Source organism: Psychrobacter sp. ANT_H59, from assembly GCF_008369225.1.
In the GTDB taxonomy this organism is placed as follows: Bacteria; Pseudomonadota; Gammaproteobacteria; order Pseudomonadales; family Moraxellaceae; genus Psychrobacter; species Psychrobacter cryohalolentis.
The window spans coordinates 235967-262543 of sequence record NZ_VOBE01000004.1 but is presented as its reverse complement, the minus strand read 5'-3'; the positions used below and the strand labels follow the sequence as shown (position 1 = coordinate 262543).

Sequence of the window (26577 nt, the reverse complement as noted above, 5' to 3'; positions counted from 1 at the left end):
TAGAAGCAGTTCACTAAAACCATTCAACAGCACGATCATACCAAGTATCTACACGATTGGGTATATCACCGTCTTGCTCGGCATCATTGCTGTCATTATCAATGGCTTCACCATTTGGTATGTCCAATCCTTCACGGCGACGTTGCTTATTGATATCGCCTTGCTGATTTTGCCACTGCATTTGCTCGCGCGCACGATCCTGTTGGTATAAGCCAATCGCACAGCTGCTGGCTTCTTGGGGCAAATATGCTGACATAACAGGCAAGTAGCGTGCGCTGGCACAGCGCTCATTAGACAGCTTGCCTGAGTTGTTCTCTAACCAGAGCCATTCGATGCCTTCTGGCTCTGGTAGCGCAACAGGTGTCAGTTTTAGACGATTCATATAATCAACCCAAACTGGCAAAGCACCGCTACCGCCACTAAGCCCAATCGGTTTATTATCATCACGTCCAACCCAAACCACGCTGACATAGTTGCCACTATAACCGGCAAACCACGCATCGCGGTAATCATTGGTAGTACCTGTTTTGCCCGCAAGGTTTAGATTGCTACCAAGCGATTGCACGCGTCTAGCTGTACCGTTCTTGACCACATCTTGCAACGCATGATTAATCAAAAAGTTGGTCTCAGGCGGAATGCTGCGCTGAGTATTTAAGCCTGTGCGCTGCAAAATACTACCGCGATCATCAATCACACTACGGATACTATGAATAGGCGTACGGAAACCACCCGTTGCAAAGACTTGATAGACCCCAAGCATGTCCATCGGGCTTAGATTGACTGAGCCCAATAATGCCGCAGGATAAGGGGGTATTTTCTCTTTAACGCCCATACGTTTTAATTGCTTGGCAAAGGTGTCGACTCCAAACTCCATCCCTAAGCGTACGGCACTATGGTTATACGATTGCGATAGCGCTGTGGTAAACGGTATGTAGCCATGATCACGATTGTCATAGTTTTTGGGATTCCATTCGGTACCGTCGCTTAGACTGACCGTAATAGGGGAGTCATCAACCGAACTTGCCAAATTATAGCGACCACTTTCGAGAGCGGTCATATAAATAATCGGCTTTAATAATGAGCCTACTTGGCGTTTGGCATCGACCGCACGGTTAAAACCAGTAAATTCGCTGCCGCTACCGACAACAGAAACCAGCTCACCCGTCTCAGGGTTGGCACTGACCAGCGCCCCTTGTAAATCTTTGGTTTTGCTACCACTACGGCGTAGCTCGCCAAGCTTTCTCTCAACCGCTTTGTCCGCTGCCAACTGGGCAATAGGGTCCATCGTACTGATGATAATCAGACCTTCGTTTTTGAGATCATCGGAATAATAGACTTTATTTAGTTCACGCTTGACGATATCTAAAAAGTCAGGGAATTGGCTTTTACCTTCAACAGGCTTATCAACTACCCCAAGTGAGTTTTTTAATGCTTTATCGTAGTCTTCTTGACTGAGCGATCCGACGGCCAACATATTGCTAAGCACAACATCGCGACGCGCCTTTGAATCGTTTGGATGGCGGCGCGGATTATAAACGCTCGGTCCTTTTGCCATACCGACAAGCAGTGCTTGCTGATCTAGGCGCAGCTCATTGAGCGGCTTATCAAAATAAAATTGTGATGCCAACCCAAAACCATTAATAGAGCGTTTGCCATTTTGACCAAGATAAATCTCATTGAGATATGCTTGCAAAATCTCATCTTTACTATAATGCAGCTCAAGTAGCACAGCCATCAAGGCTTCATTGGCTTTACGCTTCATTGTGCGGTCTGAATTGAGATAAAAGTTTTTGATCAGCTGCTGGGTGATGGTCGAGCCACCTTGACGTGATCCACCAGAGAAGTTGTTGATGACTGCACGAGCGATACCACGTATCGATACCCCTTTGTGTTCATAAAAACCACGATCTTCTGTCGCTATCAGCGCATCAATAAGCGGCTGCGGTACTTGATCTAAGGAGACAACCATACGGTCTTCGTTACTATCTGGGTAAATACCACCGATATTCACCGGTTCAAGACGGATAATGCCGGTTTTCGCCGCCACAGTACTTTGTACTGACTCAATCTTATCACCAGCAATAGTCATTTTGATGACTTGCTCTTGGTCTATATCATTAGCGCTATAAGTAAATCCACGTGTATGAATAAAATAGGTATTACCTGATTTATGATAAGTACCCGTGCGATCATAGGCTTTATTACTTTGATAGTTAAGTAGCTCAAGCCATTTCTTCATCGTGTCTTTATCGACGTTGGCGCCTTGATACAATTCAAGCGGCTGCGAATATACTTTGGCAGGAATATCCCAGCGTTTACCCTCAAACTTGTGAGTAATGGTGCGATCAAGTTTGACCAAGTATAGTGCTAATAGCACCATGCCAACGATGACAACAATTAATAAAATACTACTAAACACCACACCGCGCTGCTGGGAAGGTAGCGTATTGATAGCAGGCTTAGAGGACTGTGGTTGCTTAGAATTAGATTTTTGCACTGATGACACACCATTTTGGGATGAAAAACTGCCTCATAATGACGCAAATTGACAAATTTTTCAATCTATCATCATCAACGCAGGCATTCATTTGCTCTCAGCGCTCAGGAGTTATACTGCTGAGAGCCTGTGCTTATAGTATAATCTTTATAAAAGCAATGATGGTTATTTGAAAGTATCCGCCACCTCTTGTTGTCGTAACACTGTCTCAATTTTGAATAAGAGTAATGGTTTGCATTAACACGCACTATTTTAAAGAAGCATAACCATCAATGTCGCGTAGCCCCAAATATAGTAGCCAGTTAACCAATATACATCAAATATAATGGTTTTCTCGATATCGAGTAGATCAGATGATAGAGCCTTGATTTAAAGCTATTTACTCAATGTTTTGTCTAAAGGAAATAAGTGCGATTATGTCCAGTATTCCATCTCCTATGCCGCCAACATCACCGACATTACCAAGGTCATCAAAAACCAATACTCATTACCAAGACAATTCTATTATTGACGGTCTGGTATTGCCGCTGGCGGGTCATTGTTTTCATTGCGGTGATCCCGTGCCGCAGCCGCCGTTTCATACCGATATATTAGGTAAATCGCGTGAGATGTGTTGTATGGGCTGCCAGTTAGCTTCACAAAGTATCGTGGAAGCGGGGCTTGAGCAATATTATCTTGATCGCTCGGAGATTAACCGTACGGCAAGCTTGCCCGTTCAGATGACCCGCCTTGAAGCTTATGATCATGATGAAATAAAATCACAGTTTGTCTACGCCCAAGACGGTATGTCAGTAGCAGAGTTGTCTGTCAATAATCTGCGCTGCGCTGCTTGTACGTGGTTGATTGAATCGCGGCTTGATGAGTTAGATGGCATCAGTAAATGTCAGGTTAATTTGACCAATCAACGCATGCGGGTGATTTGGGATGAGACCAAGCTACCGATTAGCCGGATTCTTGCGGTTATCAATGAAATTGGCTATGAAGCCAAGCCTTATCGGCAAGATACCCACGAAGCCATGCTAGCACGTCATAACAACCAAATGCTAATAAGGCTTGGCATCGCGGCACTCGGCTCAATGCAAGCGATGATGTATGCCGTGGCAATTTATTTCGGTGAATATAGCGATATGCTGATATTTCAGCGCGATTTTTTGCGTTGGGTGTCTTTATTCGTCAGTACGCCAGTATTCTTTTATGCCGGTGTACCATTTTTTACGTCAGCATGGTCAGCGATTCGTGCTCGCCAAGTCAATATGGACGTGCCCGTTAGTATTGCCTTGATTGTCACATTTTTCGCCAGTCTATTTGCCACCATTACTGGACAAGGGGAGACTTATTACGACTCAGTCAGTATGTTTATTTTCTTCTTACTGGCAGGTCGTTATATTGAGCACAATGCGCGCCTAAAAGCGGCAACTATGGCAAACGATTTGGTGATAGTTGAGCCAGTATTGGTACAGAAAATTGCTGAAGACAAAGACTCTGCTGCAAGTGTTTTGCAGCTATTAGAACAAAATAGCGTTCAGAAAAATGCGCTTAAACAAGAAAGCGAAGAGTCTGTTAATAAGGTTGATGATGGAGCTGTTAATGGGGCTGTTACCGTAGTTGGTAATGAGGTAAATAGTCAAAACACAGTGAGTGCTACGCCTAATTTTACGCAAAGTATGGATGCTAATGTCTATCAGTTAACATCACGTATTGCTCAAGAATGGCAGCAGACTCGTCAGCAACGATTAACTGTCTCAAATACAAACGATGAGGCAAAAGAAAAGCAGATGGTGACCGCTCATAGCTTGCAAGTGGGCGACATCATCATGGTTGAGGCAGGTTCTGAGATTATCAGTGATGGTATCTTGCTCAGCTCAACCGCCACAGTTTCTCAAAGCCTACTGACAGGTGAAGGTGATTTAATCACTAAGACCCAAGGCGATTATATCGTTGGCGGTGCACAAAACGACAGCCAACCATTTGAGATGTTAGTCACAGCGTTACCAGAAGACAGCCAAATCGGTTTGATTGACAGGCTAATGAATCGGGCAATGAGTGAAAAGCCAAAACTTGCACAGCAAGCAGATAAGCTAGCACGTTGGTTTGTGGCGCGTATTTTAGTATTGTCTGTCTTGGTATTTATTGGCTGGTATATCGTGGACCCAAGCCAAGCGATTTGGGCAACGGTGGCGGTATTGGTCGCGACATGTCCTTGTGCGCTGTCTTTAGCGACACCAATTGCGCTTACCGTATCGACCAATAGATTGGCCAGCTATGGCTTTTTGACGACGCGCGGGCATACCCTACAAACGCTTGCTGAAATTACCCATGTGGCATTTGATAAAACGGGAACCTTGACCTATGGTAAACCCAATTTATTAAACATTAAGCTACTTACTGATACAAGTGTCATCACAAAGGCAGATGAGCAAAGAGACAATGTATTGGCCATTGCGGCAGCGTTAGAGGTGGGCAGTCGTCATCCTATTGCTCATGCGCTACTGACCGCCGCATATCAACTGCATCTGCCAGCGACACAAGCTTTACAGCATTATCCAGCAGGTGGCGTTGAAGCAATGATGGATGATGTGCTATATCGTATTGGTCATGTAGATTTTTCTTTAGACAAAATGAATAATGTTGCCAATGCAGATAAAGACTTAATGATTGATCTAGTTGCCGAGCGCGCCAGCTCAGCGGTAGTCTTATCTTGTCAAAAGGCTGAATCAGCAAGCTGGCAAGCACTGGCATGTTTTTATTTTAATGATAAGGTACGTGATAGCGCTCAATCTATGCTCGATAGCCTGAAAGCACTAGGTATCGAGCCTGTCATGCTCACAGGTGACCCAAGTCCGCAAGCCTTGGTAATGGCTGAAAATTTGGGTATGCAGTCTGCGTATAACGGTCTGTCGCCAATGGACAAGGTCAAACATATTCAACAGCTACAAGCTCAAGGTGCAGTGATATTGATGGTTGGTGATGGTATTAATGATGCGCCAGTATTGGCAGCGGCAGACGTTTCAACCTCGATTGCCGGTGCAGCAGATTTGGCGCAAGTATCTAGTGACAGTATTATCCTAAACGGACAAATCGAAGCTATTATTGCGGCGAAACGTATCGCTGATAAAACCAAACGTATTATCAAACAAAACTTGCGCTGGGCACTTATTTATAATGGTAGTGTATTGATACCAGCAGCTTTGGGTTATGTGCCACCTTGGCTTGCTGCTATTGGCATGTCACTAAGCTCGTTATTTGTCGTATTAAACGCGCTGCGTTTAAAACGTTCTTAATAGGATTTTCAATAAACTCTTAATTTCATCCATAAAAAAACCGTCTTTATAAAAGACGGTTTTTTTATTTCAATGACTATCGAACAGCTATTTGACTAATCTTGTAGATAGCTTAATAGACGCATAAATTCGATATACATCCACACTAGCGTTGCAAGAAGACCAATACTGAATAACCATTCGTAGTCTTCTGACACACCCATTGCCACACCACGCTCAATATTATCAAAATCTAATAACAGCGTAAAAGAGGCGATAACAATCACAAATAAGCTAAAGCCAATAGCGATAGCGCCGCCTTCAAACAAGAAAGGCAGGCTTGAACCAAATGCTAAAGAAAGTACCCACTGCGCCACATAAACTAGCATGATAGCGATCAAGGCTGAGGTGACGATTGAGCGGAACTTTTCAGTCACTTTAACCAAGCCTGAGCGATATAGCCCTAGCATAACCGCCGCTGTTACAAACGTTGCACACATTGCAGTGACTGGTACACTTGGGTACATTCTCATGAAAAACAGGGAAATACCACCTAAGAATATACCTTCCAAAAGCGCATATGGGACGGCAAGCGTCTTAGCTTTTTGCGGTTTAAAAGTGATAAAGATAGCAAGACCAAAGGCAGCAAACATACTACCAAAAGCCGCCATCGTGATAAAACCTTGTGATAAACCTGCCATCAACGCATAAAAGAAAAATCCAATACCAGTAATCGCCGATAAGCCAAGCAATAAACTGGTTTTTTGAATCACGCCCTTCACTGTCATCGGCGCACCGCCGACGGCAAGCTCTGCGCGACTGACAATAGGATTGGCCATAAAGTTGTCCTCAATAAAATATAAATAATAGTTATGTCAGCTACTTTAGCAAAATCGCCATTATTGTCAACGGTGTTTACGTGACAGCGTATAAGGCTTTGCGCAACTATTGAGTCGATTATTGCTCCTATACACAGCGATATCAAATAGCTAAATACATATGCCCAAAACAGCGCATGTTGGCTTTTATATGGGGTGAATTACGACTGTTAACAACGATAATTGATAAACAGGCTAGTCTAATTGCCTATTTCTCGTTATCATTGCTCTGTAATTTACCATCATGCCGAGTCGTTTTATGGAAACCTCAGCGCAGTCCGCAAGATTGCCGCACCTACATGAATCAGAGCTGTTCCACGCTATCAAAAATCCAGCCTTTCGCCGTATCGGCTTGATGGGTCGTGCCGGAAAGCGCAGTGTAACCCAAAGTCTTGGGCAGATTGCCCAGATAATTAACGACATGAATCTTACGTTGATTATGGATGTGCAAACCGCAAACTTGCCAACTCTGAATCTCACTGATATTGAGAGAGTTAAAATTGTTAAGCGTAGCCTTATCGGCGAGATTTGTGATTTGGTCATCGTGGTTGGCGGTGATGGTTCTATACTCCATGCTGCCGAAGCACTAGCGCGCTATCGTGTACCTGTCTTGGGGGTTAACCGTGGTCGCCTTGGTTTTTTAGCCGATGTCAAACCTGATGAAGCGGCGTTTAAATTGCGCCAAGTACTGATGGGCGATTATCAGTTAGACCATAGATTTTTACTGACGATGGAGATTCGTGAAGGTCGTAAGATTATTCATGAAGACATGGCACTCAATGATATCGTGTTGCACGCTGGCAAGTCTGTCCATATGATTGATTTTCAGATGAAAATCGATGGGCATGATGTCTATCGGCAGCATAGTGATGGTCTTATCGTAGCGACACCGACGGGCTCGACAGCTTATGCGCTCTCTGGTGGTGGTCCTATTATCCATCCAAGCATGGATGCCATATGTTTGGTGCCTATGCATCCGCATACGCTGTCAAGTCGCCCTATTGTGGTCAGTGGCACCAGCGAGATTTGTATTCGTATTCACGAGGACAACCGCACCCAGCCGATGGTCAGTGCTGACGGTAAACCAAGCACGCCGCTTGAACAAGAGCAGCGTCTATATATTCGTAAGCATCCGGACAAATTAACCTTGCTACATCCGCCAGGGTTTGACTTTTATGAAGCGTGCCGGACGAAGTTACACTGGAATGTGCATGCTGAGGAATTCAGTCTCGACGCTGATGATGATATCATGGACGATGAATAAGCGTCTTTATTAGACAAAAATGTGATATAAAAAATAGTAGTGGAGAGTAGGCACGATGGACAAACAAACGATATTAGCAAGCCTAACACCTGAAGTGATCGATAAATTTCGTATGGCAATTGAGCTTGGCAAATGGCAAGACGGTCGTAAGCTGACTGCTGAGCAGCGCGAGACCTGTATGCAAGCCGTGATGGTATGGGAGCATGAACATCTGGCGCCTGCTGAGCGAACTGGCTATATTCATAAGCCGGTCAGAGAAGATGGTTCGGTCGTTGGCGCTGAATGTGATGTTGAACATGAACATCATTATCCCAATATGCCAAATCCGAAAGGTGCGGTACAGCCCGTGAAGTTTCGCGATAAATAGACTTACTATGTAAATGCACTGATAAAAAAAGAAGCATAAAAAAAGCCACGCTATCATCATAGTGTGGCTTTTTTATAATCATCAATCATAAACCATTAAAGCGTGCTGGTATCTACGCTAGGGCGCAGTGTTAATGGATTCTTCTCCATTAAAAAACCTTGCCAGCCCCAATGTAAAAAATTGCGAATATTGGGATGATCAACTCCTTTAGGCGTCGCTTGAACTGTTTGGTAATGCTCGCCAAACAACTTTAGCGTATCTAATTGATTTAAGCCGTGATGTTTTGCAAAACCAAAAATCTTGGCGCTGCCTTCGTTTTCACCAGCAGCATTATGTGCCATACCATTAACAAAAGGCGCTGGCGCATAACGATAAAAATCATCAATAAAACTGATGACATCATTGAATCCAATGGCTTTTTTATTTAAACCATTAAGTAGAGCCGATACATCTGATTGGCGGATACTCATAAATAAATGACCTCAAAGCTGTTAAAAAGCCAAAACTAGCATGCTTAATACAAGCTTAATGATTATTGATAGTTGGATATGAAGCTAACAGGTTAGCGATTAAAATAGTCTTCATCATCAAATGAAGGCGCAAAGCTGCCTTGCTCAAGATGCTGCATTTGCGACTGTACCGTGCGCTCATGTTGAATGCGCTGATAAATCTCTTCGCGGTGTACGGCAATATCTTTTGGCGCATCAACGCCGATACGTACTTGATTGCCTTTGACACCTAGGACAGTCACACTGACCTCGTCGCCAATCATTAGCGTTTCGCCCACGCGGCGTGTCAAAATTAACATGCGTCACACTCCTTATGTCGCATCAACAGATTATTACTCATCAGATTGCGTCTCAATTACAGGACATTATCGCTGCACAAAATAGGCAGCTGTTATAAAGTAAATGTCATAAACATTGTTTTATAAATTTTACCAAAAATAGGATGCTAATAGCGATAATGATAGATAAATTCATTTAGCCCAAATGAAACCCTCATTATAGGGGGCATAACAGATACTGTCACGGGTTTTCACAAAACTATTGGTTTTATAATAACCTCAGCAATAATAAAAAAAGAAAATAGGGTCTTAATAAGACCCTATTTAATTAAGTATTAAGCATTATTGAAAATAATAAATCGCAGTTTATTGAACAAATATTAAAGCCTATTATTTTTATACGGCTTTAGTAAAGTGTTTATACGCTCATTCTTATAAACCAGCGATTTTGCTTTCACCGTCTTCACGATCAAGACCAAAGGCCGTATGCAGTGATCTTACCGCTTTTTCCAGATACTGCTCTTGGATAAGAACAGATACCTTGATTTCACTGGTCGATATCATTTGAATATTGATGTTGTTTTCCGCAAGGGTTTGGAACATAAGACTAGCAACACCTGCGTGCGAGCGCATGCCGACGCCGACTAATGAGACTTTAACCACTTCATCATTTGCCAATATTTCTTTAGCACCGATTTCATCTTTGACTTCGCTTTCTAGTACTTTCATGGTTTTTTCCATGTCCGTACGATTAACGGTAAAAGTAAAATCAGTCATACCGTTGGTAGATAGGTTTTGCACGATCATATCAATTTCGATATTGGCGCGGCCAATAGGGCTGAGGATAGCAGAAGCAATGCCAGGGTGATCAGGGACACCGCGTACGACGATTTTTGCTTCGTCTCGATTAAAAGCGATACCTGAGATGATTGCCTGTTCCATATTGTCTCCTTCGTCTATCGTAATTAGGGTGCCGACATTGTCTTGAAATTCTTGGTCGAAGCTACCATCGTTGTTTTCATCAAAACTAGATAATACGCGCAGCGGTACGCCGTATTTGCCAGCAAATTCTACTGAGCGAATCTGTAAAATCTTAGAGCCAAGACTTGCCATCTCAAGCATTTCTTCAAAAGTAATCTTTTCAAGTTTTTTGGCTTTCGAGGTGACGCGCGGGTCAGTGGTATAGACGCCATCCACATCAGTATAGATTTGGCATTCATCAGCGCCTAAAGCCGCGGCAATCGCCACGCCTGTCGTATCAGAGCCGCCGCGCCCTAACGTCGTCGCATTGCCTTCTTCGTCGATACCTTGGAAGCCTGCGACAATAACGACGTTGCCAGCATCTAGCTGCTCACGAATGTTTTTATCATCGATACTTTCGATACGCGCTTTATTATGGGCATTATCGGTTTTAATAGCGACTTGACGACCGGTAAATGAACGTGCACCGATACCCAGCTCTTTAATCGCCATGGCAAGCAGTGAGATAGACACCTGCTCGCCGGTTGAGACCATTTGGTCATATTCGCGAGGATCGGGCTGGCTACTGATTTGGCGTGCTAAATCAATCAAACGGTTGGTTTCACCGCTCATGGCAGACACGACAACGACTACTTGATGACCATTGTCATGCCAGCGTTTGACTCGTTTGGCGACGTTTTTGATGCGGTCGATACTGCCCATCGAGGTGCCGCCATATTTTTGTACTATTAACGCCATAAAAATCTACCTATTATTCACCAATGGTTATCTGTTATTGAGAGACATCAATTCGTCATGGCACTGTCTAAATTAAGTGCTAGATTGATTTTAATAACGATAAAGCCAGATTATAAGAACTGCGCCCTTTGTTTTACTTTTTGATGGTTTACTGTCTTATTATGCCAATAGACTTCATACGCTGAAATAAGTCTAAGCGTTGACCTTTATATCATATTAGCGTCGTAAATTTAAGTATCAGTAGACATTAGATACATGGCGATTGGTTATAACCGTTATAACCAATCGCGTATCTTATCTCTGATTTAGTACAATATTGCTCAGCTTAATACTTAACCAAGCTGGTCCGCAATCCAAGCAGGTAGGGCATTGACAACCGCACTAGTATTGGCAGCTTTTGGCGCGCCGCCTTGGGCATAGTCAGGTTTACCACCACCTTTACCACCCAGCTCACCTGCCAAATGACGAATGATGTCACCGGCTTTTACTTTAGCAGTCACAGACTTTGCCACACTGGCGGCTAGTGCTAACTGCTGATCTTTATCACCAATCAATACAATCACACTATTTGGTAGTTTTGATTTGATATCGTCCATTAGCGTACGGATAGATTTACCATCGATACCGCTTAGTGTACTGATAAGTACTGGCGTACCAGCGATGGTTTGCACGTCATCAAGCAAGTTTGCGGCTTGGGCGCTGGCGATTTTTTGCTCTAAACGCTCTAGTTGTTTCTCAAGTTCGCGCTGCTTATCCGCCATGGTACGCACACGCTGTGCAACCTCTGGACGTTTAACTTTTAGCTGACTGGCAAGCTCGCTCAGTTGCTGCTCACTTTGCTGGATATTTTTAATCGCATTCATGCCAGTGACGGCTTCAATACGGCGGATGCCAGCAGCGATACCTGATTCGCTGGTAATTTTTAACACACCAATATCACCGGTACGTTTAACGTGCAAACCACCACAAAGCTCAATAGAGAAGGGCTTACGTTGACCATCGATGATACTGTCAGTACCCATGGTCAGTACACGAACGTCACTGCCATATTTTTCGCCAAACAATGCCATTGCACCTTGTTTCATTGCTTCGTCGATGGACATATTCTCGATGCGAGCAGGGGTGTTGGCTTGAATTTGCTCATTGACTAAGCGTTCGATACGCGTAATTTCAGCAGTGCTGACGGGCTTGTCATACGAGAAATCAAAACGTAAGACTTCGCTTGATACTAGCGAGCCTTTTTGCGTGACCGCGTCGCCCAATACTTCTCTTAATGCGGCATGCAATAGATGCGTGGCAGAGTGGTTTTTGGCACTGGCTGCGCGAATACTCGACAATACTTGCGCATCAGCGGTTTGCTTAGTACTAATGTCACCCATGGTCACGACACCATAATGGATGATGGCTTGACCAGATTTTTTGGTGTCTTGCACTTCAAAAACGCCAGTCGCGGTGCGGATTTCGCCAAGCTCACCAACCTGACCACCACCTTCCGCATAAAACGGTGTACGGTCAAGTACTACGACACCTTCCATACCTTCAGTTAGGCTATCGGCTGGATTGCCATCTTGATACAGCGCATCAATCGTTACATCTTCTTCTTCAAGCTGCTCATAACCGATAAAAGTGGTTGGGTTTTCTACTTGTATGACACTACTATAATCGACGTCGAATTTTCCTGCATCACGCGCGCGTTCACGCTGTGCTTGCATATGTTCATCAAACTCTGCTTCATCAATTACGATACCACGCTCACGGGTGATATCAGCAGTCAAATCAACAGGGAAGCCGTAAGTATCATAAAGCTTAAATGCTGCTTCGCCAGAAAGGGTATCACCATCTTTTAGACCTTCCAATTCGCTGGCAAGTAGACGTAAACCTTGTGCTAAGGTTTTGGCAAATTGGGTTTCTTCTTTTTGAATAGCGTTTTCAATGACGCTTTGTTTGTCTTTTAGCTCAGGATAGGCAGTGCCCATCTCAGCCACCAAGGGTGCGACCATTTTATAAAAGAAATCGCTATCGGCACCAAGCTTATTACCGTGACGTACGGCACGACGAATGATACGGCGCAGTACATAACCACGACCTTCATTACTTGGGGTGACGCCATCAGCAATCAAAAATGAAACAGCGCGAATATGGTCAGCAATGACTTTTAATGATGACTGTTGCTGATTCTCAATTTCTAAAATCTCAGCGGCAGCATCCATCAGATGAACAAATAAATCTATCTCATAGTTGCCATGAACGCCTTGCATGATGGCGCTGATACGCTCAAGTCCCATGCCAGTATCAACACTTGGGGCTGGTAGCGGTAGCATAGAGCCGTCTTTTTGACGATTAAACTGCATAAAGACGCAGTTCCAAATCTCAATATAACGGTCGCCGTCTTCTTCTGGCGTACCCGGTAGACCACCTTCGATATCGGCACCATGGTCATAAAAGACTTCGGTACAAGGACCGCAAGGACCGGTATCGCCCATCGTCCAAAAGTTATCAGAGGCGTAAGGTGCGCCTTTATTATCACCAATACGGATAATGCGCTCGCTTGGGATACCGATGTCTTTATGCCAAATATCAAAGGCTTCGTCATCAGTCTCATAAATGGTCACATACAAGCGATTTTTATCAATCGCAAGCCATTCGTCCGAGGTCAAAAATTCCCAAATATAACCAATACCGGCTTGCTTAAAGTAATCGCCAAAAGAGAAATTACCAAGCATTTCAAAAAACGTATGATGGCGCGCCGTATAGCCGACGTTATCCAAATCATTATGCTTGCCACCAGCACGTACGCACTTTTGCGAGGTTACCGCACGCGTATAATCACGCGGCTCCATACCCAAAAAGGTCTCTTTAAACTGATTCATACCAGCATTGGTAAATAGCAATGTCGGGTCATTGTGTGGAATCAAACTCGATGAGGCGACGGGGGTATGCTGCTTGCTTATGAAAAAATCGATAAAAGCTTGACGAATATCGGCTGAGCGAAATGGCTGGCTCACAGCGGCTCCTTACTGACGAATGTATTTAGTAGAATAAGTAAAATAATTTTGCAAGCGATTTTAGCACAAACGTGCCAAGGGTGTTGAAGATTCCTAAGTAAATACATGGTAAACCCTACTCATTTTTTGCTATAAACCAGACAATTTTATTTAGATTGTCAGTCGAATATTTCAATAGTAAGGATAAACAAGCACGTAGTCATAGGTCTTCCTGAATAAAATTAGACCAGTACAAAGGGCGGAAAACTTTTAAATAAAAGGCGGTTTGGGGTTAGTAAAAACACTTATTATAAATCAATACTTATAATAAGGTTATCAATAGTAATTACTTACTATGATTGGGCTAAGCATAAATAATAAAAGACTTACTATTAGTGTGGATATAGTGTATAAAGTAGTTATACCCATAATAAAAGTAAGGAATAAGTTATGAACTGGCCACTTTTTTCTGTTGTCTATTCAATGGCAGCAACTGTCATCATCGGTCTCTTTATGATCGGCGCTTTGGTCATGGGTTTTAACCAGATTCCGCATATTCAAATAGCAGTCGCTATCGGTTTCTTAGTTTCTATTCCCACAGCATTATTTTTCACCAAAAAAATTGGCAGCATTACAGGTAATGAAGAGGGTTACAAAGCATAGATTGCGGTAAAAAAGATCGTAGTATCATTTAATCGAGCATTTTATATATGCTATTCATTTTATTTATTACATCTAAAATTTTGGTACTGAATCTTTTGGAATATAATAAAAAAAGACCTTGATACGATGATCAAGGTCTTTTTTATTGCGTACTATCTATTGAACTATTTTAGCTCAACGGTTGCGCCATTTTCGATATTGGCATAAACCTCTAAAACGTCCCAGTTAGTCAAACGCACACAGCCTGCTGATGCTTGGCGACTGATACCTTCTGGCTTAGGTGAGCCATGTAAACCGTAAGAAGGTTTAGATAAGCCCATCCATACCACACCTACGGGACTGTTCGGTCCTGGTGGTAACATATGTACTTTTTTATCTGCGCCTTCGCCAACAGTTGCTTTATACCACGGCATTTTTACTTTATTAACGATTTTAAAGGTGCCCTGTGGTGATGGCGTGCTGTCACTACCGACGGTTGTAGGATAGGTTGCAACCAGCTTGTCATCATTATAAGCATAAAGGGTTTTATCGGCTTTATTGGCGACGACACGATTGATACGCTGCTTAAGCGGAGCACGCGTATTTAACACAGTAATGGTTTCACCCACTTTATATTGTTTGTTTTTATTTAACTTGTCTAAATAACGCACATCCATATGAAAGCGCTCACCAAACATCTCTTTGATATCTTGATAATACAAGCCTTTCATTTTTGACTTGGCTTCTGAGTCTGCAGGCATAGTAGCAAAATTGGTATTCACATCATCTTCAGTGATGGTATACGTCACTAAAACTGGCTTGTTAGCTGGAATATTTTTATTTAAAGCATCCCATGTTTTTTGATCCATCTTACCGTTTGCTGGCAAGCCTTGCATGGTTTGAAAGTTGATCAGTGCTTTTTTACTGTTCATGCCCCAGCCGCCATCAATAGCACCCGGAGACGCATGATTCCAATCGAGCAGCGCCTGCATTTTGATAGTCATAGCTGAGTTAACTTTCATACTCGGTGTCCATGTGGCACCGTTTACTTGTTTGGCATAATTAGACAAATTCAGCGTGGTATGTTTTTTACCATCAACATCGGCGATACTTTTGATAGAAGTATCCGTTGCACTATCAGCCATGGCAGAGCTAGGTGCTGATACCGCTTGACCTTCGCTAATATCGTCACTGTCTGATTGCTCATCCTTACGAGTCAATTCCTCTACGGTCATATTGTCAGCGGTAACGGCGACCGATGCTTTCACTTCAGCGTCCTGCTTGGCATCAATCAGCTGGGTCATACGGTCCGCTGATTTGGCTTTATTCGTATCTAGCTTTACGGTCGTACTAGAGTCGACGACTGAGCTACTACGGCTTTCTTGCACATTCAAACTGACTTTTTTCGCAATACTAGGAAGCGAGTCAGCTGTGCGTACAGGTAAAGTGCGTGTACCATCAGCAGGTGCGGCAATAGCACTCATACTAACAACAGCGATAGATATAGCGGTGATAAGAGGTTTTATTTTCATCATATTTACATACTTGTGGTGGCTGCTAATGAGGCTATTATGCGCATAATTTGGATGCTTCGCAAACTTTTGACACATATTTTTTCGTTTAAGACTTGCTAAACGTCAACAGTTGACGTATTCACTACAATTAAGCAAGAGTTGAGTCAGGCTAGGGCTGCCTTTTCCACTCAATTAACAGTTACCACAATACGTTATGAGCTTTAAGATAATGATGTATGGCTATGCTAAATCACCCTTTTTAACCCTTCTGTTAAAGCCATGCGCTACTTAATTGTAAAAACTGCTGGAGATTTTGTTGAAGTAAAAAACACAGTCATTGGCGCATCATCTTGTTTCCGTCTATAATGTGGAACGAGATTTTTATTTAATAAATTGGCTGTTCAGTGAAATCATTGAAAGCGATTTAACCCATCCGCATGTAGTCAGTGAGCATGTAATCAGCAAGGTGCGATATGTCAGAAGACCAAGTAATGAGCGCAGAAGAATTTCAAAATCAATACTTTAATGATGATGAGTCACAAGGTATCAATGATGATATGGAATACGATTTAGAGACAGGGCTGGTCGGTGAGCACGATGAATTTGCGACTTTGCGTGCGGAGCTTGAAGAGGCGCGTGAGCAACTGGTCACTATTCGTGACTTTATTCGTTTTTCAGTGACGCAATTACGTAACTATGATGTGGTTGTCGCCCAAGGCACCACCGATGAGTTTGCCGAAGCATCTGCGATTGTATTGCATTCTTTATCTTTGGATTGGTCTGCCAATGATCAGATTCTGGACTGTCGTTTGACCACCTCAGAGAAGCAATTGGTTCTAAGCTTGTTAGAAGAGCGTATCGCTGAGCGTAAGCCATTAAGCTATTTGATTAATCTGTCTTATTTCTGTGATTTGCCGTTCTATGTCGATGAGCGCGTATTGATTCCTCGCTCACCTATTGCTGAATTGATTCGTCAGCAGTTCCACCCATATTTTGAAGTGAGCGAGCTGGCAAAACCAATAGGCGTAAGTGTCAATAATCAAGCGCCGGCTTTTTATGATCATGGCTTAGAAATTAAACAGCTATCACAGCCCGAGCGTATTTTAGATTTATGTACCGGTTCTGGCTGTATTGCTATCGCACTGGCGACCCGTTTTGTCGATGCACTGGTTGATGCTGTAGATATTGATAAAGGCGCGCTAGAAGTCGCGATGGTCAACGTCGATCATCATGATCTTGGTCATCAAGTCAATGTAATTGAGTCTGACTTATTTGCCAAAATCCCTGCCGAAAATCAATATGAACTGATTGTAACCAATCCTCCTTATGTTGATGCCGCTATCATGGCAGATTTGCCACCAGAGTTTTTATATGAGCCTGAGCATGCACTAGCTGCTGGTCAAGATGGTTTGGACTTGGTACATCGTATCTTGTTTGAAGCGCCAGATTATCTTAGCCCAGAAGGTTTGCTAGTCTGTGAAGTGGGCGATAGCGAGTGGGCGTTAAAACAAGCTTATCCTGAGATTCAGTTTGATTGGCTAAGGTTTGCTCATGGCGGTCATGGCATCTTTGCGATTACCTATGATGAGCTCATGAGCTATCGCTCATTATTCGCCAATTATGTACAGTTACTAGATAACAATCAATAAATCACGATTGATACTATAATTAAAACAGTCAAAAATCGACTTCATTTGTTTAAGGATAAATATGGCAGGCAACAGTATTGGGCAGGTCTTTACCGTCACCACCTGCGGTGAGTCGCATGGTGCAGGTTTGTTGGCAATCGTCGATGGCGTGCCACCAGGTTTAGCCTTATCCGAAGCCGACTTGCAAATAGATTTGGATCGCCGTAAACCGGGTACTTCTAAGTACTCGACCCAGCGCCGTGAATCTGATGAAGTCGAGATTATCTCTGGCGTTTTTGAAGGTAAAACGACAGGTACTTCTATCGGTCTACTGATTCGTAATACCAATCAAAAATCTAAAGACTATGGTGAAATTAAAGATACCTTTCGCCCCGGTCATGCCGATTATACTTATAGTATGAAGTATGGCTTTCGTGACTATCGTGGCGGTGGTCGATCATCGGCGCGTGAGACTGCCATGCGTGTAGCGGCAGGTGCTATCGCCAAGAAATACTTGCTAGAGCGCTTAGGTGTGCAAATCCGTGGTCATGTGACCCAAATTGGTCATGAGTACAGTAATGTCCTAAACTCAAGCACAATCGATTGGGATTTTGTGAATAGTAATCCGTTTTTCTGTGCGGATGCCGATGCTGTCAGTCGCTTTGAGACCTTGATAGATAGTTTACGCCGTGAAGGTACGAGCTGTGGTGCCCGTCTTGAGATTATTGCAAGCGGCGTACCAGTTGGACTTGGTGAGCCGGTATTTGACCGTTTAGATGCCGATATTGCCCATGCCCTGATGAGTATCAATGCCGTTAAAGGTGTTGAGATTGGTGATGGCATGGCAGTGGCAGAACAATTTGGGCATAGCTCTCGTGATGAAATGACACCCGATGGTTTTACCGCCAATCATGCAGGCGGCATCTTGGGTGGTATCTCATCAGGACAAGATATCCGTGTCAGTATTGCACTGAAGCCAACCTCTAGTATTACTACGGCTGGCAAGAGTATCAATACAGAGGGGGAGGCGATTGAGATGCTGACCAAAGGTCGTCATGATCCTTGCGTTGGTGTACGTGCAACACCTATCGCCGAAGCTATGTTAGCAATTGTGTTACTGGATCATTATCTGCGTCATCGTGGTCAAAATGCAGATATTAAGCAACCAGTCCAATCGATTACTTAATGTCTTTATGTCTTTATAATATGAGTAGGGTTGACCCTTTATATTACTTCAAACCTTTACAGTTGGCATAGTAACTGACCGTTGCTGGCCAATCTGAGAAGATGCCTTTCACTCCAACTTCTTGCGCCAGCACATCAATGACATTCATGATGTCGCCATCATTATTAATAGCGTCGCTAAGCCCACTATAATACCAGCCACCACCATTTTTTAATGGCCCTGACCGTTCAAGCGACCACGTGAGAATGTCGAGGCCATTGGCTTTGGCTTGCAAGGCATATGCCGACGGTAGCAGCTTGCCATTACCATCGCTGGTGACCAATAGCCAAGTTGCGGGGGCAATGATATTAACGCCGCGCGCTTTCAGCTCAGCCAATGAATGCTTCCACGTCGTTGGGTCGTTTTTATCAAATATTTTACCCGCCGTGCTCTCGTTGCTATCATCGATGAGGTAGACGGCATTGGTGGCATAGTTCGGTTCGTTATTAATCCAATAGTCAATATCTGCAAGATTGAACGACTGCGGATATACATCACTGGCGGGCACGCCTGCAACTTTATAAGTGTCAATTAGCTGTTGACGATAAGTATCTAAACTATATCCATTGAATGGCATAGTAACCACGGGTTCTTTGAGCTCAGGTGTATGCTTCATACCCAAGCTACTGGCAAGTGCTATATGCTCTTTTAATGTCAATACCTCACCATTTTGTGAATACAAATCGGTGCGCCATGGGGCAGTCGCATTCATGTAGGCACTAATACTGGTGGCTTTTGGATTAGCGGCGTCCATTTTTCCCGTTAAGCTTTTAAAATCCCTGACGCTAATATCTGAAGTGCGACATTCAATATCGGCGGCGTTGGTGAGAGTTCCATTAGCATCTATTATAGGTGGGACACTACATTGATTCGCTAATGGTGTGGCGACAATATTGGTCGTGGTATGCAGATCGTTTTGGGCATGGCGACATACCAGCTCACCATCATTAGTAAAAGCCACATCACACTCTAAAATGCCTGCACCCATTTGTGCTGACGCTACATAACCGTCATAAGTATGCTCAGGAAATTGTAGAGGCGCGCCGCGATGGGCGAGAGAGAAATCTGTCTTGCTAGGTGTTTGACCCTTACATGCCATTAACTCATCTTTTAGCGGGCTGTCATCCATATCGTTGACCAGATAAAATGGTCGAACGCCATAGGTATAAGCTAGCGTCTGTATAGGTTCAATCGTTGGCGGTAGAGTAGGTGGTACGATCGCTGATGAACCGTCATCTTCATTACAGCCTATTAATAAAAAAGTGCTGATAATGGCTAAAGGTAAAGTAAAACCTTGGCGTCTGAATCTATTCAGCACTGCGTTATGCAGCTGCGCCCGCTCATTCGCTGAATTTTTTGAAATTGTCATGTAAACTACCCTCATAAATGTGCATAAATTATCATTACTAATTTTATGGTTACTGACTTAGCTCCTAAAATATAGGGTTATGTTTAAGGAATGATGACAACCAAAGTAATTTTGTATTATTAATTTTGTTTAAATTTTTGACTCTCATTAAGGATAATTAATGAATAAGTATTTAGATGCCGTTATTGTCGAGCACAATCCTGCAAACAAAGCGATTAATCGATCCGTGATTTGGCTGCATGGTTTGGGTGCTAGCGGTCATGACTTTGAGCCAGTAGTGCCGCAGCTCGGCTTAGCGGATAGAATGGCAGTGCGGTTTATCTTTCCGCATGCACCCAACCGCCCAGTGACGGTAAATGGCGGTATGGTGATGCCTGCATGGTATGACATCTTGGAGATGAGCCTTGAGCGCAAAGTTGATATTGCGCAGATTGAAGAGTCCGCACAACAAATCCATGACTTGATTGCTCGTGAAATCGAGCGCGGTGTGAAACCTGAACATATTGTGATTGCAGGATTTTCGCAGGGCGGGGCAGTGGCGTATCATGTGGCACTCGGTTACCCACAGCGCTTGGCTGGCTTGATGGCGCTTTCTACCTACTTTGCAACCAATGACAGCGTTCGCTATAGCGCTGTCAACACAGATATGCCAATTTTGATCGAGCATGGTACGCATGATCCAGTTGTTCCCGTTATATTAGGCGAACAAGCAAAGCAGTTATTATCAGAGAAAGGATATAATGTTGCTTATCATACCTATCCTATGGCCCATCAGGTATGTATGCCGCAGATTCAAAATATCGGTAAATGGTTAAATACCATACTGGCTTAGATAGTTGAGCTGTAACGTAATGTAATACAGAGCTCTAATAGGTTGCAAGCAGCCGTATATATGCTATATAATCATCGACCTTATTGGGGATGTTCTGGCTTCGACGCTGGTGATGAAACTCAATGATGCATGTCGAGAGTATATGTCCTCTCGTTAATCAAACATATATTGTTATAGTCGCAAACGACGAAAATTACGCTCTAGCAGCTTAAACCCTGTTTACTTGGTTTAAACCCTGCTTACTTAGTTGCTGATCACCTACAGTTGGTCAACTAAGTTGAAGCGTCCGCATGTAGGCTCGCCACAAGGGATTGTCTCAATCGCTTGGGTTCAAAAGTAGAGAATCGGCTAATCCATCCTGACTGTCGGATCGGTGCAGACTAAAATCAAAGACAGAAACTAAACATGTAGATTCATGAGCGTAATGCTGGCGGACGCGGGTTCAACTCCCGCCATCTCCACCAAATAACGATAAAGGGCTGACCGTCATAGACTGTCAGCCCTTTATTTTGGGCGTTTTTTGGGTATTGTATAGCGTCTTATATAGTAGGCTATACAACAGACGATTAAGTTGTTCTTACCCTATAAAATATACTCATTCTAATCGTCTGGTCAAAAACTAAGATTTTTTCATCTTAGACTCGCGTTTTTCTTGTCGCTCTTGAAGTTTTGATAACTCGTCTATAAACATTGTAATTTGAGAAGTATTCATTAGGTAAGGATTAAATTCATTGCTGGCTGAGTATTTCAGAACATACTCTTTATTCTGATCATTAGCCGTTAAATATTTCATTGACCATTTATTCCAATGCCGTTCCTCAATTTCACGGCACTCAATAATTTGTAAAGAAAAATGTCGCTTATCCTCAATCAATTTTTTTAACAAATTGTTAATAACTGGTCTTGCGCCCTCAATAACTTGGAGAAAATAGTTTTCATTAATTACTAATGCACCAGTAATACCATTGCGCTCATTATTACGCTGCGCCTGCTCAAGAATACGGGCTACTTCGATATTTGAATTTTCGGTGTTATAGCGGCTAACATAAGTTAGACGCAGGATAATATGCTCGCCATGATGACTATTTAAATTGTTTTTATCGGAAAGCTCATTCAGCTTTAGCTCCATAATGTACTCCAGCTTATGAAAGATTGTTTTTATTTGACGGTTCATCGTCATTATTTAATATAAGAATTTTAACTGTAGCTAAAAAAATTGTATGAAACAAGCAGGTTGAATAAGGACTTGTGTTATCTAACGACTATCATTAGCTAGTGCTTTCTAAATAAATAAAGTGATGCTATTTCAATCGATTAATAATTTAGAGGATATAATCTATGTCTATTCATGGAACACGTAACGACAAAGAATACGATAGTATTAAAGCGCTTGGTGGCTTTTATGCCTGAATTTCTCATTAGAATTACAGCATCATCTACTGATAGTAGAGGTAAGAGAAAGTTAATGATGTAGAATAAGAAAAAGGCTTCCAATTGCTTGGAAGCCTTTCAATATAATGGTACCCGGAGCCGGACTTGAACCGGCACGCTATTACTAGCGAGGGATTTTAAATCCCTTGTGTCTACCAATTTCACCACCCGGGCAAAACTTGTATTATCTAATAAGTAAGCTTTCTACTTGTTAGATAGTGGTCGCTATTATAAGCATTTACATTAATAAAGCAAGCTAAAATTAATATAAATCCTAATAAATTTTTAACCTAAATAATTGGAGGCTGAGGTCGGAATCGAACCGGCGTTAACGGAGTTGCAGTCCGCTGCATGACCACTCTGCCACCCAGCCAATCAAGGACGCCTATATTAGCAAATATAATTTAAATTACAAGCCCTTTTTGATATAAAGACCAACTATTTATCAGGTTAGGCGTATTTAGCGTCATATCACGATAGATACTATGCCAGATTAAGTTGCTAAACGATACTTTTATTGTTATCTACAGCCTTTTTTACATCTCTATAAGTTGCAGTACAAATAAGTATCAGTACACCCAGCGTGATTGCTGGCCAGATTAAGATATATAGCCCATAAAAAAACGTGGTTTCCATATTAACTCCTTTATTTTAGGTATTAAAAATGAATGATGAGTACATCAAGCCATTAAAAAATTCATCAAAACGTCGATAAGATATAAATCTAGTTTTGAACGTTGGTTGTCGGCGGTATGTTGGGTTTATTGTCATAGTCGCCAACGCGCTGTTTAATAAGGTCAAAGTCAAAATGCTCGTTGCTCATGAGGCTGATAATGACGCAGACGATTGTACTGGCACCATAAGCGGTCAGTGATGCAAGCAGCACCATATATTGACGTAAGAAACCAGTGGCAAATATTAGCATCAGTATCAGTGTGAGGGCGGCAGCTGCTACAGCCATTTTTCGACCTAAAAAGCCAAATACCATGAGTCCAATCACCACAGCAGCACCAACGCTTGCCAATACTTCAAAAAACAGCGCCGTAACGCCAATGATAGGGATGAGCTCAAAGCGAGCGATACAGAATAATAATAATCCGACGATGACAGCTGAGGTAAAGGCAGTGTTTGTCACGCGATTCCAGAACACACTGGCAATCACTGGGAATACAATCGCACCCCATAACGCACCGACGAAAACCAGCATCACGAGAATATCAAGCTTAAAGCTAGCAAAAATCAATCCGGCAGCCGTAGCGACAATCATGGTTCCGCGACCGACAAGCATCATGGTTTTTGGGTTTACGCCGCTTTTTTTGGCAATATTCTTGCCATAAATGTCAGCCATCATAATGGTAGATAGTGCTGATAAATCTGAATCAGCCGTTGAGGACAGGGCACCAATAACCAAGATAAAGAATAAGGCAATGAATACTGGATGTAGATAAGTGCTGACCATTTGCGGAATCAAATTATTCATATTGCCATTAAGCGGCTCAATACCTATGGTTAATGCCATAAGTCCAATCATGCCGAGACCAATTACAATACCGGCATAGCCGACAGTAGCAGTAATAAAGGTTGCTTTAATTTTGCTTTTATCAATGGCAAATAAACGTTGGGTAATGGTTTGATTGCCAATAGCGTAGGCCAATACTGCGACGAAATAGGGCGCACCTTGCTGAAAAAAGGCTTCAGATGAAAAGAAGTCTTGTTGCTGCAAGGTTAGATTTGAAAGCCCACTTACCATGGCGGAAGGACCACCCATGGAAAACAGTACCACTGGGATAATGATGACACCAATCGCCATTAACGCGACCAATTGGGCAAAATCGGTGAACACTGAAGCACGAAATCCAGAAGTTAAGGTATAGCTTAGCACTCCGACGCCAGCGATAATTACCCCTGTTTGGAATGACAAAGGTGATAATACTGATACCAATGCGCCAGCAGCGGTAAAATTGACCATCAAGCTAATTAAGCTGCCCATAAGGTTAGATATGGCTAAAATTAATTGGCTTGATGAGCCATGGCGGGCGTGAATAAGTTCACCCAAGGTATGTCCATTTGGGGCAAGTTCACGAAATCGCATCCCAAAAGGGTAGATGAATAAAATCATCAAGGCACCCCAAAAACCATAATGTAATGGTCCTGAGACGCCATATTTATAGCCGGACGTGGCAGCTGCATAAAATGACGCTGCCCAGATCCAAGTAGCGGTCATACTGGCAGCGCCCATACCAAAACCGACGTTGTGACCGGCGACCATAAAACCTGAGGTCGTCTCCTTATCTTTTTTTATTAATAAAGACAGTAAATACGTGCCACCATAAAATGCCAGTAATAGCAAAATGATGGTTAATGCTGAAAATTGGAACAATGACTCAGTTTTCAAATTCCTACCTCGCAATTGTTATAAGTAAAATATAGATTAAAACGTATTCTCCCAGACTATGAGGTATGCAAAAACGACCTATTCAGCCTATAGGTCAATTATAGGTAGCACGCAACGAGATGAACCGTCACAAAAAAATTTGAAAGCGGATGGCTTTTGCCTCTGCATGACTTCATCATAAATTATGAAGGATATGTCAAAAATCATAGGGGCAACGCTCGATATGCGTCTGTAAATGGCTGAACCATTACGCTACGAATGATGCATACGTGATATAGCTGGCTGCTGATAAATGCTTGTACAAGCATCTATAGCAATAATACGGATGAGCGGTAAGTCGCAACTGCTTGACTTATGCTAGGTTTAGATAGCGTGTATCAGATATATATAACCATGGATCGAGTATTGTTTTACTTATCTATGGTCTAATAAACATAATCCGTAATCGTGATGGCAAGCGATAAATGTCTAAGCATTTAACCTGACATACGTAGCATTGACAATTAAAACTACAGCAATGTTAAATATTAGTAACATATTTGTGCTTTAAGACTAACCTATTCTGCTATCAATCACAAATTTTATGGTTAATTATTATAAATAATGATATATAAATCTGACCATTGAAAAGTCTGTTAAACAGATGGGGAAGATATTAAAAAACAAGGGTTGATGGAAGTGGTTAGACAAAGAATGTGTTCGAACATTAGAGTAGAAGAGGATCTATATATTTTTTAGGAGTCGGAATAACCTGCGTAGTAAGTCACGCGGTTATCACGTAAAAATCCTGCCAAACCCAAGCCATAACGCTCGGCAACACGTACCGCGGTACTGGTCGGTGCAGACATACCAATCAGCCAAGGTATACGACTACGAATGGATTTTTGTACCAGCTCAATCGATAAACGCGAAGTCATTAGCACATAGTCAACCTCTACCTTATGATGCAGCTGCCATCCTATGAGCTTATCGAGAGCGTTATGGCGCCCCACGTCCTCAAATAGGTACAGCTGCTGCTCATATAGGGTTGCAGCAGCATGGACAGCGCCTGTGAGCTGATGGGTGTGCTGGGCTACATTGATTTGTGCCTGCATACTCAGTAAATCGTCAAGACTAGGCATCGCTCTACTAAGCAATAGCTTGTTTATCTGGTATTTACTTAGATCGGGTAGTGCCTGCGTTAAACCTGTTATGCCGCACATACCGCATCCTGTGCGTCCTGCTAGTTGGCGTTTTTGCGCTTGAATACGTTGATGACAGCGCTGGTTTAAGACTAGCTCGACCACGTATATATCATAGTCTTGCAGCTGCTCTGAGAGCTGTTCCAAGCTTATAAGCTCATCAGTCACATTAGAATTAAGAGAGTCTTTATTAGAAGAATTTTGAATGAAAGAATCAGGCGTAAAATTTGGATAACTTTCATCGTCTGTTAATTGAGTAATATCCCAATCTAGTAATTCATGACTATGCTGAATCAATCCTTCACTATATAAAAAGCCGATGGCAAGGTATTCGAGCTGATAAGGACTTGCCATCAAGACAGCGTAATGAATGCCATTAATTACAATGGCTACAGCTGCCTCAACAGCCAACATTCCTGACTTGGTATCAATATCCAGCGGCGCCTTCTTAGCAGCATCTAAAAATGTATCTGATGCATAGCTGTGTTTATATGCCACATGTAGCCGTGATAATGGCGCATCTTTCTTAAAGCTATCTTCTGCCGCCAAGTGAGGTTTGTTTGCCATTGTGAGTGCTTATTAGCCTATGTTATTAATAAAATAA

Annotated in this window: 18 protein-coding genes, 2 tRNA genes, 1 other RNA gene and 1 pseudogene; 8 read left to right on the top strand and 14 right to left on the bottom strand. The window is 42.7% G+C overall.

The features are described from left to right. Positions 1 to 13: 13 nt before the first annotated feature. Positions 14 to 2497, bottom strand: coding sequence for a penicillin-binding protein 1B (gene mrcB, locus FQ083_RS08680; protein ID WP_149409567.1), 2484 nt, complete (start codon positions 2495 to 2497; stop codon positions 14 to 16). Positions 2498 to 2913: 416 nt separating this feature from the next. Between mrcB and FQ083_RS08675 the strand changes: the two genes are divergently transcribed. Continuing rightward, the gene (locus FQ083_RS08675; protein ID WP_149409566.1) at positions 2914 to 5778 is read left to right on the top strand and encodes a heavy metal translocating P-type ATPase; all 2865 of its coding nucleotides are present in this window, start codon (positions 2914 to 2916) and stop codon (positions 5776 to 5778) included. A gap of 95 nt (positions 5779 to 5873) precedes the next feature. Here the strand turns inward: FQ083_RS08675 and FQ083_RS08670 are convergent, their stop codons facing one another. Beyond that, positions 5874 to 6596: a Bax inhibitor-1/YccA family protein gene (locus FQ083_RS08670; protein ID WP_011513970.1), complete on the bottom strand. Its 723-nt coding sequence runs from the start codon at positions 6594 to 6596 to the stop codon at positions 5874 to 5876. A gap of 298 nt (positions 6597 to 6894) precedes the next feature. Here FQ083_RS08670 and FQ083_RS08665 point away from each other — a divergent pair, with 298 nt between their 5' ends. Continuing rightward, a complete protein-coding gene (locus tag FQ083_RS08665) occupies positions 6895 to 7899 on the top strand; it encodes an NAD(+) kinase (RefSeq protein ID WP_020443747.1) in 1005 nt (334 codons plus the stop codon). 55 nt (positions 7900 to 7954) lie between these two features. Then, positions 7955 to 8266 (top strand): YeaC family protein, encoded by a 312-nt coding sequence (locus FQ083_RS08660; RefSeq protein WP_149409565.1) that lies wholly within the window; start codon positions 7955 to 7957, stop codon positions 8264 to 8266. 95 nt (positions 8267 to 8361) lie between these two features. Here the strand turns inward: FQ083_RS08660 and FQ083_RS08655 are convergent, their stop codons facing one another. The 4 genes and pseudogenes from FQ083_RS08655 to alaS all read right to left on the bottom strand — a co-directional run bounded on the left by FQ083_RS08655 (position 8362) and on the right by alaS (position 13777). After that, positions 8362 to 8736 carry a HopJ type III effector protein gene (locus tag FQ083_RS08655; RefSeq protein WP_011513967.1) on the bottom strand — a complete coding sequence of 125 codons (375 nt, stop codon included), beginning with the start codon at positions 8734 to 8736 and terminating at the stop codon, positions 8362 to 8364. 170 nt (positions 8737 to 8906) lie between these two features. Then, positions 8907 to 9074: pseudogene (gene csrA / locus FQ083_RS08650) on the bottom strand (carbon storage regulator CsrA); the annotation flags it as partial. Positions 9075 to 9485: 411 nt separating this feature from the next. After that, the gene (locus tag FQ083_RS08645; protein ID WP_011513965.1) at positions 9486 to 10772 is read right to left on the bottom strand and encodes an aspartate kinase; all 1287 of its coding nucleotides are present in this window, start codon (positions 10770 to 10772) and stop codon (positions 9486 to 9488) included. A 332-nt stretch (positions 10773 to 11104) separates the two neighbouring features. Continuing rightward, the gene (alaS, locus tag FQ083_RS08640) at positions 11105 to 13777 is read right to left on the bottom strand and encodes an alanine--tRNA ligase (RefSeq protein ID WP_149409564.1); all 2673 of its coding nucleotides are present in this window, start codon (positions 13775 to 13777) and stop codon (positions 11105 to 11107) included. A 429-nt stretch (positions 13778 to 14206) separates the two neighbouring features. Here alaS and FQ083_RS08635 point away from each other — a divergent pair, with 429 nt between their 5' ends. Next, entirely contained in the window at positions 14207 to 14419 is a 213-nt protein-coding gene (locus tag FQ083_RS08635) for a hypothetical protein (RefSeq protein WP_133104485.1), read from the top strand. 164 nt (positions 14420 to 14583) lie between these two features. On the opposite strand, the gene FQ083_RS08630 is transcribed toward FQ083_RS08635, so the two are convergent. Continuing rightward, complete coding sequence (locus FQ083_RS08630; RefSeq protein WP_149409563.1) at positions 14584 to 16008, bottom strand: L,D-transpeptidase family protein; 1425 nt, start codon at positions 16006 to 16008, stop codon at positions 14584 to 14586. A gap of 377 nt (positions 16009 to 16385) precedes the next feature. Here FQ083_RS08630 and prmB point away from each other — a divergent pair, with 377 nt between their 5' ends. Both prmB and aroC read left to right on the top strand, forming a co-directional pair. Next, the gene (gene prmB, locus FQ083_RS08625) at positions 16386 to 17561 is read left to right on the top strand and encodes a 50S ribosomal protein L3 N(5)-glutamine methyltransferase (RefSeq protein WP_149409562.1); all 1176 of its coding nucleotides are present in this window, start codon (positions 16386 to 16388) and stop codon (positions 17559 to 17561) included. Positions 17562 to 17622: 61 nt separating this feature from the next. Next, positions 17623 to 18726 carry a chorismate synthase gene (gene aroC, locus FQ083_RS08620; protein ID WP_149409561.1) on the top strand — a complete coding sequence of 368 codons (1104 nt, stop codon included), beginning with the start codon at positions 17623 to 17625 and terminating at the stop codon, positions 18724 to 18726. 43 nt (positions 18727 to 18769) lie between these two features. Here aroC and FQ083_RS08615 read toward each other — a convergent pair whose 3' ends face one another. Beyond that, positions 18770 to 20134, bottom strand: a complete 1365-nt coding sequence (locus FQ083_RS08615) for a glycerophosphodiester phosphodiesterase family protein (protein WP_149409560.1) — start codon at positions 20132 to 20134, stop codon at positions 18770 to 18772. Positions 20135 to 20294: 160 nt separating this feature from the next. On the opposite strand from FQ083_RS08615, the gene FQ083_RS08610 reads away from it, so the two are divergent. After that, positions 20295 to 20966, top strand: a complete 672-nt coding sequence (locus FQ083_RS08610) for an alpha/beta hydrolase (protein ID WP_149409559.1) — start codon at positions 20295 to 20297, stop codon at positions 20964 to 20966. Positions 20967 to 21051: 85 nt separating this feature from the next. Next, positions 21052 to 21430, top strand: a transfer-messenger RNA (tmRNA) gene (ssrA, locus tag FQ083_RS08605). Positions 21431 to 21585: 155 nt separating this feature from the next. Here the strand turns inward: ssrA and FQ083_RS08600 are convergent. From FQ083_RS08600 to FQ083_RS08580, 6 genes are all read right to left on the bottom strand, one after another. Then, positions 21586 to 22095 (bottom strand): BLUF domain-containing protein, encoded by a 510-nt coding sequence (locus FQ083_RS08600; protein WP_149409558.1) that lies wholly within the window; start codon positions 22093 to 22095, stop codon positions 21586 to 21588. Positions 22096 to 22484: 389 nt separating this feature from the next. After that, a tRNA-Leu gene (locus FQ083_RS08595) sits at positions 22485 to 22571 on the bottom strand. Between the two features lie 125 nt (positions 22572 to 22696). Beyond that, positions 22697 to 22770 (bottom strand) — tRNA-Cys (locus tag FQ083_RS08590). Between the two features lie 128 nt (positions 22771 to 22898). Next, positions 22899 to 23033 (bottom strand): putative transporter small subunit, encoded by a 135-nt coding sequence (locus FQ083_RS12730; protein ID WP_223145227.1) that lies wholly within the window; start codon positions 23031 to 23033, stop codon positions 22899 to 22901. A gap of 88 nt (positions 23034 to 23121) precedes the next feature. After that, the gene (locus FQ083_RS08585) at positions 23122 to 24777 is read right to left on the bottom strand and encodes a sodium:solute symporter family protein (protein WP_223145234.1); all 1656 of its coding nucleotides are present in this window, start codon (positions 24775 to 24777) and stop codon (positions 23122 to 23124) included. Positions 24778 to 25526: 749 nt separating this feature from the next. Beyond that, positions 25527 to 26540 (bottom strand): formate dehydrogenase accessory sulfurtransferase FdhD, encoded by a 1014-nt coding sequence (locus FQ083_RS08580; RefSeq protein ID WP_133104491.1) that lies wholly within the window; start codon positions 26538 to 26540, stop codon positions 25527 to 25529. Positions 26541 to 26577 lie beyond the last annotated feature (37 nt).

Coding starts and splice junctions, on each gene's coding strand:
- FQ083_RS08675 (WP_149409566.1), top strand. CDS start 2,914: ATGTCCAGTATTCCATCTCCTATGCCGCCAACATCACCGACATTACCA.
- FQ083_RS08670 (WP_011513970.1), bottom strand. CDS start 6,596: ATGGCCAATCCTATTGTCAGTCGCGCAGAGCTTGCCGTCGGCGGTGCG.
- FQ083_RS08665 (WP_020443747.1), top strand. CDS start 6,895: ATGGAAACCTCAGCGCAGTCCGCAAGATTGCCGCACCTACATGAATCA.
- FQ083_RS08660 (WP_149409565.1), top strand. CDS start 7,955: ATGGACAAACAAACGATATTAGCAAGCCTAACACCTGAAGTGATCGAT.
- FQ083_RS08655 (WP_011513967.1), bottom strand. CDS start 8,736: ATGAGTATCCGCCAATCAGATGTATCGGCTCTACTTAATGGTTTAAAT.
- FQ083_RS08645 (WP_011513965.1), bottom strand. CDS start 10,772: ATGGCGTTAATAGTACAAAAATATGGCGGCACCTCGATGGGCAGTATC.
- FQ083_RS08635 (WP_133104485.1), top strand. CDS start 14,207: ATGAACTGGCCACTTTTTTCTGTTGTCTATTCAATGGCAGCAACTGTC.
- FQ083_RS08630 (WP_149409563.1), bottom strand. CDS start 16,008: ATGTGTCAAAAGTTTGCGAAGCATCCAAATTATGCGCATAATAGCCTC.
- prmB (WP_149409562.1), top strand. CDS start 16,386: ATGTCAGAAGACCAAGTAATGAGCGCAGAAGAATTTCAAAATCAATAC.
- aroC (WP_149409561.1), top strand. CDS start 17,623: ATGGCAGGCAACAGTATTGGGCAGGTCTTTACCGTCACCACCTGCGGT.
- FQ083_RS08615 (WP_149409560.1), bottom strand. CDS start 20,134: ATGACAATTTCAAAAAATTCAGCGAATGAGCGGGCGCAGCTGCATAAC.
- FQ083_RS08610 (WP_149409559.1), top strand. CDS start 20,295: ATGAATAAGTATTTAGATGCCGTTATTGTCGAGCACAATCCTGCAAAC.
- FQ083_RS08600 (WP_149409558.1), bottom strand. CDS start 22,095: ATGGAGCTAAAGCTGAATGAGCTTTCCGATAAAAACAATTTAAATAGT.
- FQ083_RS12730 (WP_223145227.1), bottom strand. CDS start 23,033: ATGGAAACCACGTTTTTTTATGGGCTATATATCTTAATCTGGCCAGCA.
- FQ083_RS08580 (WP_133104491.1), bottom strand. CDS start 26,540: ATGGCAAACAAACCTCACTTGGCGGCAGAAGATAGCTTTAAGAAAGAT.